The organism is Uliginosibacterium sp. TH139 (assembly GCF_002855595.1).
Classification (GTDB): Bacteria; Pseudomonadota; Gammaproteobacteria; order Burkholderiales; family Rhodocyclaceae; genus Uliginosibacterium; species Uliginosibacterium aquaticum.
This window is the reverse complement of sequence record NZ_PKRR01000001.1, coordinates 252773-265227: the sequence shown is the minus strand read 5'-3', so window position 1 is coordinate 265227 and position 12455 is coordinate 252773. Positions and strand designations below refer to the sequence as shown.

At 63.4% G+C, this 12455-nt stretch carries 15 protein-coding genes; 4 read left to right on the top strand and 11 right to left on the bottom strand.

The genetic code is table 11. The annotated features are described in order from the left end of the window. Positions 1–25: 25 nt before the first annotated feature. From C0V76_RS01205 to crcB, 5 genes are all read right to left on the bottom strand, one after another. A complete protein-coding gene (locus C0V76_RS01205; RefSeq protein ID WP_101940538.1) occupies positions 26–367 on the bottom strand; it encodes a hypothetical protein in 342 nt (113 codons plus the stop codon). Positions 368–385: 18 nt separating this feature from the next. Continuing rightward, on the bottom strand, positions 386–616 hold the full coding sequence (locus C0V76_RS01200) for a thioredoxin family protein (protein WP_101940537.1): 231 nt from the start codon (positions 614–616) through the stop codon (positions 386–388). Between the two features lie 12 nt (positions 617–628). Continuing rightward, positions 629–1672 carry a permease gene (locus tag C0V76_RS01195; protein WP_101940536.1) on the bottom strand — a complete coding sequence of 348 codons (1044 nt, stop codon included), beginning with the start codon at positions 1670–1672 and terminating at the stop codon, positions 629–631. Positions 1673–1738: 66 nt separating this feature from the next. Beyond that, on the bottom strand, positions 1739–2056 hold the full coding sequence (locus C0V76_RS01190; RefSeq protein ID WP_101940535.1) for a DUF190 domain-containing protein: 318 nt from the start codon (positions 2054–2056) through the stop codon (positions 1739–1741). A 67-nt stretch (positions 2057–2123) separates the two neighbouring features. Continuing rightward, positions 2124–2507: a fluoride efflux transporter CrcB gene (gene crcB, locus C0V76_RS01185; RefSeq protein ID WP_101940534.1), complete on the bottom strand. Its 384-nt coding sequence runs from the start codon at positions 2505–2507 to the stop codon at positions 2124–2126. An 89-nt stretch (positions 2508–2596) separates the two neighbouring features. On the opposite strand from crcB, the gene C0V76_RS01180 reads away from it, so the two are divergent. Together C0V76_RS01180 and C0V76_RS01175 are read left to right on the top strand one after the other, a co-directional pair. Then, positions 2597–3028, top strand: a complete 432-nt coding sequence (locus C0V76_RS01180) for a copper chaperone PCu(A)C (protein ID WP_101940533.1) — start codon at positions 2597–2599, stop codon at positions 3026–3028. 304 nt (positions 3029–3332) lie between these two features. Then, positions 3333–4886 (top strand): amino acid permease, encoded by a 1554-nt coding sequence (locus tag C0V76_RS01175; protein ID WP_173893957.1) that lies wholly within the window; start codon positions 3333–3335, stop codon positions 4884–4886. Positions 4887–4974: 88 nt separating this feature from the next. Here the strand turns inward: C0V76_RS01175 and C0V76_RS01170 are convergent, their stop codons facing one another. The 3 genes from C0V76_RS01170 to C0V76_RS01160 all read right to left on the bottom strand — a co-directional run bounded on the left by C0V76_RS01170 (position 4975) and on the right by C0V76_RS01160 (position 7209). Further along, positions 4975–5163 (bottom strand): LysR substrate-binding domain-containing protein, encoded by a 189-nt coding sequence (locus tag C0V76_RS01170; RefSeq protein WP_254048165.1) that lies wholly within the window; start codon positions 5161–5163, stop codon positions 4975–4977. Between the two features lie 57 nt (positions 5164–5220). Beyond that, the gene (locus C0V76_RS01165; protein ID WP_101940530.1) at positions 5221–6081 is read right to left on the bottom strand and encodes a TylF/MycF/NovP-related O-methyltransferase; all 861 of its coding nucleotides are present in this window, start codon (positions 6079–6081) and stop codon (positions 5221–5223) included. 210 nt (positions 6082–6291) lie between these two features. Beyond that, complete coding sequence (locus C0V76_RS01160) at positions 6292–7209, bottom strand: LysR family transcriptional regulator (protein ID WP_101940529.1); 918 nt, start codon at positions 7207–7209, stop codon at positions 6292–6294. Positions 7210–7303: 94 nt separating this feature from the next. Here C0V76_RS01160 and C0V76_RS01155 point away from each other — a divergent pair, with 94 nt between their 5' ends. Continuing rightward, positions 7304–8305 carry a sodium-dependent bicarbonate transport family permease gene (locus C0V76_RS01155; protein WP_101940528.1) on the top strand — a complete coding sequence of 334 codons (1002 nt, stop codon included), beginning with the start codon at positions 7304–7306 and terminating at the stop codon, positions 8303–8305. Between the two features lie 11 nt (positions 8306–8316). On the opposite strand, the gene C0V76_RS01150 is transcribed toward C0V76_RS01155, so the two are convergent. From C0V76_RS01150 to C0V76_RS01140, 3 genes are read right to left on the bottom strand one after another with little or no spacing between them, the layout of a single operon-like run. Then, a complete protein-coding gene (locus tag C0V76_RS01150) occupies positions 8317–9372 on the bottom strand; it encodes a chemotaxis response regulator protein-glutamate methylesterase (protein WP_101940527.1) in 1056 nt (351 codons plus the stop codon). A gap of 7 nt (positions 9373–9379) precedes the next feature. Then, a complete protein-coding gene (locus C0V76_RS01145; protein WP_101940526.1) occupies positions 9380–11119 on the bottom strand; it encodes a chemotaxis protein CheA in 1740 nt (579 codons plus the stop codon). A 22-nt stretch (positions 11120–11141) separates the two neighbouring features. Next, a complete protein-coding gene (locus C0V76_RS01140; RefSeq protein ID WP_328824907.1) occupies positions 11142–11495 on the bottom strand; it encodes an STAS domain-containing protein in 354 nt (117 codons plus the stop codon). A gap of 89 nt (positions 11496–11584) precedes the next feature. On the opposite strand from C0V76_RS01140, the gene C0V76_RS01135 reads away from it, so the two are divergent. Further along, on the top strand, positions 11585–12451 hold the full coding sequence (locus C0V76_RS01135; RefSeq protein ID WP_158239097.1) for a fused MFS/spermidine synthase: 867 nt from the start codon (positions 11585–11587) through the stop codon (positions 12449–12451). Positions 12452–12455 lie beyond the last annotated feature (4 nt).

Genomic DNA, 12455 nt, shown 5'->3' with positions numbered 1-12455 from the left:
CCCGGGCGCCGTGGCCGCAGCCTACTCAGGACTTAGGAGCCTGCCCGGCATCCGGCAGCGTAGCCGGTGGCCCGGCTAGGCAACGGCCCTGCTTTTCGAGCCAGTAGATGGTGTTGCCGACGATCACGATGCTGCCGGAGATCACCGCCGAGGCGGCCGACACCCCACCGATCAGGACCAGTGATCCAAGGCAATCCGCACTGGTGCGGCAATTCAGGCCCGCACCACCACCGCTGCCCTCCAGCACGTCAAAACGCATCTGCTTGAACTGGATCTGGCACTGCGGATCGTAGATCACCTCGGTGCGCGGCACCACGATGCAGGAGGCGAGCAGAAACAGGACGGGCAGAAGCAGGTAAGCGCGCATGTCGGCAGTGTAGCCGCTTCAGCCCAGCCAGCTCTCCACCTCGGCCACTGTCGGCAGTTTGCCAGTGCTCACCAGCCGGCCATCCAGCGCCACGCCGGGCGTGGCCATCACGCCAGCCACGGCCATCGCCGCGTAATCGGTGACCTTTTCGAGCTCAACGGGGATGCCGCGCGCAACGAGCACCTGCTGCACGACTTCGGCAGTTCTCTGGCAACGGGCACAGCCCGGTCCGTAAACGGTAACTTTCATGGTGATGCCTCCTTACAGGACGAGGTTGAAAACATAGCCAACAAGCATGATCCCGCCCGCCACCACCCCGGCAAAAGTAGCGATCAGGCGTGGTTTGAGTGCGCGGCGCAGGATAATCATCTCGGGTGCCGAAAGCGCGATCACGCTCATCATGAAAGCCAGCACGGTGCCCAGCGCAGCACCTTTTCCAAGCAGGGCCTGCACCACCGGAATGATGCCGGCAGCATTGGTGTACATGGGCACGCCGAGCAGCACGGCCACCGGCACGGACCACCAGGCATCACGCCCCATGATCGCGGCCATGAAATCCTCCGGCACATAGCCGTGGATACCGGCACCCAGCGCGATGCCGGCCAGCACGTATGGCCACACCTTGCCGACGATCTCACGCACATGGCGCGCACCGGTCTCGAAGCGGGCCACCCAGCTGATCTGCTCATCCGGCACGTACGCCGCACCCCGCGCGATCTGCTGCACCCAATCTTCGAGATGAGCCTCCATCTTCAGGTGGCCGATGACCAGCCCGGCAATGATCGCCACCGCCAGCCCCAGACCCAGATACAGCGCCGCCACCTGCCAGCCGAAGAGGCCGAAGAGCAGCACCAGCGCCACTTCATTGACCATCGGCGCCGAGATCAGAAAAGAGAAGGTCACCCCCAGTGGCACGCCAGCCGACAGAAAGCCGATGAACAGCGGCACCGCCGAACAGGAACAGAACGGAGTGACGATGCCCAGCGAAGCGGCGAGGACATTGCCGACGCCCAGACGCTTGCCGGAGAGCAGCACACGCGTGCGTTCCGGCGCGAAGAAGGTCTGCACCACGCCCATCACGAACACCACGCCGAAGAGCAGCATCAGCACCTTGGGCGTGTCGTAGAAGAAGAAATGCAGGGCTTCGCCGAAGTGGGTCTGACGCGTGAGGCCCAGTGCGCTCACCAGCCCGTTGGCGGCGGCATCAAGCTGGCCGTAGACAAACCACCACAGCGGAATCAGCAGCGCGAGCGCAGCGAGCCAGCGATGGAGTGGATTCAGGGCGGGAAAACGGCGGGCCAGCATGGCTGCATCCTCGTTGAAAAACAGATGTGTTCACCGGGGAGACGCAGCAGGATGAAAAAGGATGCGCTAGCCCGCACCCGTGATGCCGAACTCGATCGGCGTCTTCACATAGAACACCTTGATGCCTTCTTCCGCGAGACGCGCAAAGAAACGTTCGGCATCGGCTGCACTGACCGCCAGGGTAACCTCCTGCGGCTGGTCGGCGAGCTCGACGAAATGTGCCGAATGCAGCTTGCCGTGATGACCGAAGCCTTCGCTGGCGGCAATCAGGGTGGCGCCGCCGAGGCCGAGACGGCGCGCCTCCTGCAGCAGCCATTCGGCCAGCGGCAGACCCGCATGCTTGTGGTCTTGGCGGGTGAAGAAACTCAGTTGAAAGCCTTGCATCACACAGCTCCTGTTGAAAGTGCTGGCGCTGCTTTCAGTAAAGCCTGTGCGCAGACTTCGCGCTGGCTCAGTTGGCGCGAAACAGCGCGAAACTGGCCAGCCCGGCCAGCGTGGCGGCCAGCGAGCCCAGCACATGCACGGCAATGGCCCCGCCCGCCATCAGCATCCGGCCCTGCTGCAGGAGCGTGGTGACTTCAGCGGAGAAGGTCGAGAAGGTGGTCAGCCCGCCAAGAAAACCGGTGATCACAAACAGCCGCCACTCCGGCGCCAGCCCGGCATGCTGGCCGAAGAAGGCCACCGCGAGGCCGATCAGGTAGCCACCGATCAGGTTCGCCAGCAAGGTGCCGGGCGGGATGGCCGGGAACAGCGCGTTCAGCGAAGTGCCCAACAGCCAGCGCAGCACGGCACCGAGTGAAGCGCCGGCACTGATGGCGAGAATGGAGTTGAGCATGCGGGCTCCGGCGAAATCGGGACAGGAATGCCCGCAAGCATAGCGCGAGCACGGTTTATCATGCGACGCAAAGCTTGAAGGGGAAGATCATGCGCAAACTCGGCGCCGCGTTGTTACTGGGGCTGCTCGCCAATCTGGCGCAGGCAGGCGAAATCAAGGTTAGCCAGCCTTGGGCCAAAGGCATTCTCGAATCCTCGCGCACCACCATGGCCTACATGGAGCTGTTCAGCGAAGAAGAAGCCGTGATCGTTGCCGCCAGCTCGCCATTGGCAAATCAGGTGGAAATGCGCGACATGCAAATCACCTTTGATGGTGGGCCGATGCGCTCGGTCAAGGTCGATTCGATCACCCTGCCCGCCCGCAAACGGGTGCAGCTCACACCGGTCAGCGAGCACTTCGTGCTGCAAGGCCTCAAGCAGGCCATCAAGGCCGGCGACAAGCTGCCGCTGATCCTCAGCGTACGCATGAAGAACGGCGAGACGCGCGAGCTGAAGCTTGAAGTCGTCACGCGCGGGATGTAGCCGCAGCAAACCACGCATCACCTGTGCAAGACATCTGACCCTGCTCTGAGCAAGGCATACGTGGTCGCATGGTGCTAGCATCCGCGCTTTTCCTGCCCTGCTGGCTTGTGGTGTCGGCGGCCGGAAAGGGTCTGCTGACCTGTATTCGTCGGTCGCGCTCGCGGTGATTGGGGTGCGGAACAAGGCGCGCGACACAGTGTGGAGTGGGTCTCCACACAAGGAGCGCAACGCAGTGCCACGGGCCATACGCTTCAACGCGATCCGCCGAATACAGGCCAGCAGACCCTAGCACATGGAACATGCCATGAATGCTCCCGCATCCGCCCCGTCCGGGGCCACCGGGCTGCGCCGCAGCCTCAAAACCCGTCACCTCACCATGATCGCCATCGGCGGCTCGATCGGCACCGGCCTCTTCGTGGCCTCCGGCGCCACAGTTGCCCAGGCTGGCCCCGGCGGAGCCCTGCTCGGCTATGCGCTGATCGGCCTGATGGTGTACTTCCTGATGACCAGCCTCGGCGAGATGGCCGCCTACATGCCGGTGGCCGGCTCCTTCGCCACCTATGGCGCACGCTTCGTGGAACCGGGCTTCGGCTTCGCGCTGGGCTGGAACTACTGGTACAACTGGGCCGTAACCATCGCGGTGGAGCTCTCCGCCGCCAGCATCGTGATGAAGTACTGGTTCCCGGAGATTCCGGGCGTGGTGTGGAGCGGCGTTTTCCTTGCCGTGATGTTTGCCCTCAACGCGATCTCAGTGAAGGGCTTCGGCGAAGGCGAATACTGGTTCTCGCTGATCAAGGTCGTCACCGTGCTGTGCTTCATCGGCGTCGGCCTGCTGATGGTCTTCGGCATCCTGCAGGGTGGCCGCGAGCTGCCGCTGGAAAACTTCACCACCGGCGACGCGCCCTTCGCGGGCGGCATCATGGCCCTGATCGGAGTGGCGATGATCGCCGGCTTCTCCTTCCAGGGCACCGAGCTGATCGGCATCGCCGCCGGCGAGTCGGACAACCCCGGCAAAAACATCCCGCGCGCCGTGCGCCAGGTGTTCTGGCGCATCCTGCTCTTCTACGTGCTGGCGATTGCAATCATCGGTCTGCTGATTCCCTACACCGATCCGAACCTGCTCAAGACTGACGTGACCGAAATCGGCGTCAGCCCCTTCACGCTGATCTTCGAGCGCGCCGGCATCGCTTTCGCCGCGAGCGTGATGAACGCGGTAATCCTCACCGCCATCCTCTCGGCCGGCAACTCCGGCATGTACGCCTCCACCCGCATGCTCTATGCGCTGGCCCGCGAGGGCAAGGCACCGGCCATCTTCGCCCGCCTCACCCGCAACGGCGTGCCGCTCAACGCGCTCTACGCCACCACGGCGGTCGGCGCGCTGTGCTTCCTGACCTCTATCTTCGGCGACCAGACGGTCTACCTGTGGCTGCTCAACACCTCGGGCATGACCGGCTTCATCGCCTGGCTCGGCATCGCCGTGTGCCACTACCGCTTCCGCCGCGCCTGGCTCGCACAGGGCCGTGATCTGGCGGAGCTGCCCTACCGCTCGGCCTTCTTCCCCTTCGGCCCGCTGTTCGCCTTCGGCCTGTGCCTGCTCATCGCGCTGGGCCAAAACTGGCAGGCCTTCAGCGCCGACAAGATCGACTGGATCGGGCTGGCCGCCACCTACATCGGCATCCCGCTGTTCCTCGTGATCTGGTTCGGCTATCGCCTGCGCCATGGCAGCCGATTGATTGCGCTCACCACCATTGATCTCACCAGCGACGCTCAGGCTGCCAGCGCCAAGGATCAGCGCACAGAAGTCGACGATGACGACGACGATTTCATTGGTGAAGCCGTGCCAGTCGCCGCAGGTTGAGCGCCCCTCTCTCACCCCGGATAGCAAGCCCGGATGAAGGCAAAGCCGGAATCCGGGGCTTTTTGAGGGAGGGAAGCCCCCGGACGCCTCAGGTCTGCACCGGAAACCGCCCGCGCAGCTCTGCCGCGCTCGCTTCCAGATGGCGCAAAAACTCCTGCGCAATCGGCGAGAGGCGCTTGCCGCGCGGGTAGAGAATCCACCAGCTGCAGCGCACCGGGAAGCCTTCCACCGGCAGCACGACAAGCTGATCGTCTTCCAGATGGGACAACACGATCACGCCCGAGCCGCCAATTAAGTATTGGCTCGTGCTTTACACACAATTTCGCTTGCATGCTCAGGCTTTGATGATGAGCCCTTGGCCAGTCGGAAGGCTTACGATAGGAGAATTGTTGCGTTCGCTCCAAGCATCCATCCCCTCTTTCTGGGGCTGATAGCCATAGTACGCATAGTCATCAAGCAAGACGATTCCTCCAACGGAAATACGGTCCCACATGGATTCGAGTGCGGCGACTTCGGGGGGGCTGCAATTAAGATCGATGTGCAGGAATGCGATCCTGCTTGATTCAACTGCGGCCAGTGTTTCAGGAATGCTGCCAGCAACTATTTCCATATTTTTCCACTCGGAAAAATTACGCTCAACGATATCGAGATTGCTCGTGTAGAAACCGGACGCTAGCTCAGCTCGGTTCCTTTCGAGCACGCCGCCTTTCTTTTCGATGTCTGACACAAAACGCGCATCCAGGCCCTTGAACGTATCAAGAAGATAGAAGGTGCGCCCCGTTTCGTCCCAGCGCAGGTCTTTCATGATTGCCGAACTAAGGAATCCGCGATTCACGCCGCACTCCACGAAGTCCCCAGCTACCCGCAAGGCGGAACGTGCTGCCCATAGCCCGATATGAACGCGCCAGTGCCACTTGTAATCGGTGCCACATGCCTGCACGCCACGCGCATAGGCTGCCTTGAAACGGGCCTCTTCCATGAAGTCATGATTGTGGCTTGAGATCAGGCCATCGAACACATAGGGCGCGTCAATTTTCGGGCGCAGGATTGCCGCAATTTTTTTGTAGGCACGCTTCTCAATGCAACCAAAATTAAGGTAGTGCTCCACCGGATCCATGCCCGCCGCTTTGACGTCCGGATTGAGATCCAGATAATCGTCTGCGTCGAAATCATCGGGAATTGCGACTTTCAACATTGATTTTCCTTATTTATCCAGCTCGAAAGGAATAAAAATCTCTTCCATTATTGTTTAAAAAGCAAATATTCCGGAACGCTCTATTGGTGCCCTTGATTTCCTGCGATAACCGACCTGCCTAGTGAAACCAGCTCAGCCATCCGGAAAAAACGTCTGGTCAATAAGAATAAAAGCATACCAGCCATCGATTCGTTCGCCGCCGCCTCTGCCTCACGCCTGCACCGGAAACCGCCCGCGCAGCTCTGCCGCGCTCGCTTCCAGATGCCTCAGGAATTCCTGCGCGATGGGCGACAGGCGCTTGCCGCGCGGGTAGAGAATCCACCAGCTGCAGCGCACCGGGAAGCCTTCCACCGGCAGCACGACAAGCTGATCGTCTTCCAGATGGGTCGACAGTGAGTGCTGTGACAGCACCGAAAGGCCCAGGCCACCAGACACAGCCTGCTTGATGGCCTCATTGCTGCCCAACTCCAGCCTCACTTTCGGGCTGAAGCCGGCACTGCGAAAGTGGGCATCACAGGAAGTGCGCGTGCCGGAGCCGCGCTCGCGCAGGATGAAACGCTCGTCGGCCAGATCGCTTAGCACCAGCTTGCGGCGCTTGGCCAGCGGGTGATTGAGCGGAGCGATCACCACCAGCGGGTTGGGCAGGAATGGGTGACGTTCGATGTCCATGTCATCCGGCGGGATGGACATGATGTAGAGGTCATTCCGGTTGGCACGCAGATTGGCGACCACGCCGTCGCGGTTCTGCACCTCGAACTCGATGTCGATCTCCGGGTAGCGCTGGCAGAAGCTGCCCAGGATGCGCGGCACGAAGTATTTGGCAGTGCTCACCACCGCTACGCGTAGGCGCCCGCGGGTGAGGCCTTTCATCGCGTCGATGTGCTGCTCGAAGCGCGCCCATTCTTCAACCATGGCGCGCGCGGTTTCGGCCAGTGCCTCACCGGCCGGTGTGAGATCGAGCCGTTTGCCGACCATTTCGTAGAGCGGCAGGCCGACCGATTCGGTGAGCTCCTTGAGCTGCATGGAAACCGAAGGCTGGGTCACATGGCAGACCCGCGCCGCAGCGGTGATGCTGCGCTGCTCGGCGACGGCGAGAAAGAGCTTCAACTGGCGAAAACTGGCATTCATCAGAAATTCCTTATTCCAGACATCAGGATAATAGATTTTTAATGATCCGCTTCAGCCGCTAGGATCAGCCCGTCTTCATCCGCAGGGCTGCGCCATGCAAAACCTCATCGACCCGGCGATCCTGTTTTTCGCCTTCGGCCTGCTGGCCGGTGCCGTACGTTCCAACCTCGAAATCCCGCCGCAGATCGCGCGCTTCCTTTCGCTCTACCTGCTCATGGCGCTGGGCCTGAAAGGCGGCTTCGCGCTGGCCGCTTCCGGCCTCACCAGCGAAGTGGCAACCAGCCTGGCCTGCGCGGTGGCCCTGGCCTTCATCGTGCCGGCCTGCGGCTATCTGCTGCTGCGCCGCTACCTGCCGGGCTTCGATGCCGCTGCGATTGCGGCGACCTATGGCTCAGTCAGTGCAGTGACCTTCATCACCACCATCCAGTATCTCGAAAGCAATGGCGTGGCCTATGGCGGCCATATGGCGGCGGCGATGGCACTGATGGAATCCCCCGCAATCATCATGGCGGTGCTCTTCGCCAATGCCCTGCGCCAGCGTGCGCAGCCGGTGTTGGCTGTGGGTGGCGGGGCGGCCGCACTAGGCGGCCCGAATGAGTCGTTCTCGCTGCGCAAGGTACTACACGAATCCTTCACCGACGGCGCACAACTGCTGCTGCTCGGCGCGATGCTGGTCGGCCTCATCACCGGCGAGGCCGGCAAGCATGCCATGCAGCCTTTCTCCGGCGACTTGTTCAAGGGCATGCTGGCTTTCTTCCTGCTGGACATGGGCCTGCTCGCCGCCCGCAACCTGCGCGAGCTGAAGGACGTGCCGCGCTGGCTGATGCTCTACGCACTGGCCGGCCCGCTGTGCCATGCCAGCCTGGCCTTGCTGCTGGCCCACGCGGCAGGCCTCGGCGCCGGCAACACCACCCTGCTGATGGTGCTGGCCGGCAGCGCCTCCTACATCGCGGTGCCGGCGGTGCTGCGCTACGCGATTCCGGAAGCCCGGCCCTCGCTGTATCTGGGCATGTCGCTGGGGATCACCTTCCCCTTCAACATCCTGCTGGGAATTCCGCTCTACGCCGGCGTGGCAGAACGTCTGGCGGGCAGCTGAGGTGATCCTGCTCAGCCCACCCAGGCGCGGACGCGCTCGGCAATCTTGTGCAAAGGCTGCACCTCACGCACACCACCACGCGCAATCGCTACCCGCGGCATGCCAAAAACCACGCAGGTCTCCTCGCTCTCGGCAATGGTATGGGCGCCGCAATCGAACATTTCCTTCATGCCCAGCGCACCGTCGTCCCCCATGCCGGTCATGATCAAACCCAGTGCGCGCGGCCCGGCAACCTTGGCCACCGAGCTGAAGAGGCAATCCACCGAGGGCCGGTGGCGGTTGATGATCGGCCCCTCCACCACTTCCACGATGTAGCCGCTGCCACTCTTTTGCAGACGCATCTGCTTGCCGGCCTCGGCCAGCAGCGCGAGACCCGGCTCGACACGCTGGCCGTGCTGGGCTTCGCACAATTCGATCCGGATGTCCTGATTCAGGCGGTCGGCAAATTTCTTCGAAAAGCCCAGCGGCATGTGCTGCACGATCACCATGCCGGGCAGATCGGTGCCGAGTGCGCCAAGCACTGTTTCCAGCGCCTGAGTGCCTCCCGTAGACGAGCCAATTGCGATCACCCGGCCATCAGCACTCAGCGTGCCCGGGCGTGCCGGCTTCACCAGCGGGGGAATCGGGCGCAGGGTGGTGGCGATCTGACGCAGACGGGCAAGGTTCGTATGTGAGGCCGCGCGCACGGCCGCCACGAGGTTGTCGCTCTCGTTCTCGAAGAAGGCACTGACACCGGCCTTGGGCTTGCTGATCAGACTCACCGCGCCCGCCCTCAGCGCCTCCACGCCAATCTGGGCACCATTCCCCACCAGCGAGGAGCAGATCACCACCGGTGTGGGCCGCTCGGCCATGATCTTCTTCAGGAAGCTGATGCCATCCATGCGCGGCATCTGGATATCCAGCACGATCACGTCCGGCCATTCCCTGGCCATCTTTTCCATGGCGTAGAGCGGATCCATGGCGGTATCCATGACCTCGACGCCGGGCTGGCCGCTCAGCGCCTGGCGGGCTGCCTCACGCACCAGAACGGAGTCGTCGACGATCAGGACACGGATCGGCTTCGGCATGGCCGCTTCAGGCCGCGGCGTGAAGTGCTGGCAAGGCGCTCTGCGGCGGCGCGGCCGGCACCCGGATTTCGAAGCAACAACCTTGGCCCGACCTGCTCTGCAGCTTAATTTCACCGCCCAGCGCGTGGATCGCCGCGCGCACGGCATCCAGGCCGACACCGCGCCCGGAGTAGTGGCTGAGGCGTTCGGCGGTGGAAAAACCGGGCGCGAAGAGTTGGGCCAGCAGACTCACCTCATCCGCCAGCTGATCCGCAGTGAGCAGGCCACGCGCTTCGGCAGCGGCCCGCACACGCGCCAGATCCACCCCGGCACCGTCGTCGCTAACCCGCAGCAAGACCCAGTCGGCCTGCGGCTTAATACTCACACTGAGGCTGCCGTGGGCGGGCTTGCCGGCAGCCTGGCGGACGTCTGGCGCTTCGATGCCATGATCGATGGCATTGCGCAGCAGATGCATCAGGACGTCACCGAGGGCATCGGCCACCGCCCGGTCCATCTCGACTTCACCGCCGGAAACGAGCAAATCGGCGCGCTTGCCCAGCTCCAGGCTGGCATCGCGCACGAGGCGGTGAAAACGCCGGAACTGTTCGCCAAAGCGCGCCATGCGCAGGCCTTCGGCGAGCCGCCGGGCCTTCTCCAGCGCATGCTGCAAGGCCACCATTTCGACGGCCGAGACGCGCGTGCCACGCTGGGCAAGCTGAGCCAGCGAGCCCTGCATGCCCGCCAGCGAATTGACGAGCTGATCAAGACGTTCAGCGGAGACGCGCAACTGGGCCGCCTCCCGTTGCAAGGCAGTCTTGATCTCGTCCTGCCGGCGCAAGGCAGCATCCACCACCTGCGGCGGCACAAAGCCTTCATCGACCAGGATGCGGCCAATTGGCCCGGAGCCCTCACCTTCACGCTGAGCACGCAAGCCGCTGGCCAGCTCATCCGGCGTCAGCGCGCCAACCCGCACCAGCATCTCACCGGTCTGCAATTCGTCTTCAGGCAATGAATCGAGGCGATCCACCCAGTCATCGAGCTGACTCGCTGGCGGCTCGATCTGCAGCGTGCAGGCATCGCGCATGAAGGAGAACACGTCTTCGATGGCCTGCTTGTCAGCGCCTGTGTCGAGCAGCACTTCGAAACGCAGGTAACAGGCTTCGGGATCGAAGCCCTCGCTGGGCGGAATTTCGTCATCCACTACGCGCAGGCTGTGCAGGCGACCCAGAGTTTCGAGATGGCGCAAGAAGTTCAGCGGATCCAGCCCCTGACGCAGGGATTCAAAGCCCGGCTGCAGGCAGATGCGCCAGCAATCTTCCTCGCTGCGCCGAGGCGTGGCAGCCGCATGCGGTGCCACCTCCTCCAGCTCGTCACCCAGCCAGGGCACCAGCAGGCCAATCAGGCGGGCCCGGTCTTCCTCCGCGAAGGCCGGGCTGGCATCTGCGCCAAAGCTGGCATTGGTAACCAGATACCGCAGGTGATCCGAGCAAGCCAGCAGCAGCGTGATCAGCTCGCAGCCGGCCAGCAGCTCACCGCTGCGCAGGCGTTCCAGCACGCTCTCGGTCACGTGCGCAAACCACTCGACCTCGCCGAGCTGCACCACAGCGGCATTGCCCTTGATGGTGTGGGCGGCACGGAACAACGCATCGAGTGCGGCATGGTCGGCCGGGTCACGTTCCAGCGCCAGCAACTGGCCTTCCAGCACGTCCAGCTGCTGGGTGCTGTCGGCCACGAAGAGGGCGAGAGTTTCGTCGATGCTGCCATCCATGCTGGCGGCCCTGGTTCCGGCTTCAGGCGGGTTCGCTCACGATGTAACTGGCGAGCACCCGATCCAGGCGGTAGAAGCTCAGCAATTCGCTGACGGCCGGACTAGGGTTCTCCAGCGCCAGCGGGGTACAGGCCCGCGCGGCTTCGCGGCGAATCGCCAGCAGCAACTGCATGCCGGCCGTGTCGATATGGCATACGCCAGACAGGTCCAGCGCCAGCGCATCACCGCTGCGAGCCAGATCGATCAGGTGCGGCGTGATCGCACGTACCTGGTGGAGGGTCAATTCTTCGGGTACGGCAACAGAGCTCATGGCATCGTTCTCCCTGGATGACGGTCCGTCTTTTGCACAGACGTGGCCAGTCTCATTACGGAACAGCCGCCGAAAACTTTCGCCCGGCTTGCCCTTTCGTGGCGCTACCCTTGTGGACGCTCACCGGCCCGCGAAGTGCCACGCATATTCAAGCCATGAACCCCGACAGCTACGACCGCTTCCGCGAAACCCTCGGCCCTGCGCTCGATTTCGACTGCGCGGGCCACCTGCTGGCCGGCGGGCGCAGCGACTACCAGAGCTGGGAGGTGTGGCAGACCGCCGCTTTCGGCCGGCTCTACCGGCTAGACGGCCGCAGCATGGCCTCTGAAGCCGACAGCTTCCTGTGCCACGAGCCGCTGGTGCACATCGCCGGTCTGGCTCATCCAGAACCGCGCCGCGCGCTGGTACTGGGCGGCGGCGACGGGGCCACGGCGGCCGAGCTGCTCAAGTATCCGACACTGGAAGAGGTGGTACTGGCCGAGCTGGATCCAGCCGTGCTGCGCCTGGCGCGCGACTTCCTGCCGATGCTGCATGACGGTGCGCTGGACGACCCCCGCCTGCAGATCGTGCTCGGCGACGCGGCCGCTTATGTACAGCGCTGGCAGCCCGCTGACGGCCACTTCGACCTGATCGTGTTCGACCTCACCGATCCGGACACCACCGCCGCGCCCTTGTTTACCGCCGATTTCTTCCGCGCCTGCCGCCGCCTGCTCAGCCCGCAGGGTGCGCTGAGCCTGCATCTGGGCTCACCACTATGGCAGCGCGAGCAGATCGACAGCCTGCTTGAGCGGCTCCGCGAAGTCTTCCCACTCGTGACGCCCTTGTTCCCGGCGATTCCGCTCTATGGCGGCCTGTGGAGCATGGCCGTGGCCTCCGATACGCTGGACCCGACCACCCAGCCCGCCACCACGCTCGCCGCCCGCATCGAAGCACTGCTTGGCAACCTGCGTCTGGTCGACGTGAGCCAGTATCATGCGTTGCTCGCCTGCCCGCCCTGGCTTGAGTCGCTTGAAGGTATTTAGCCCC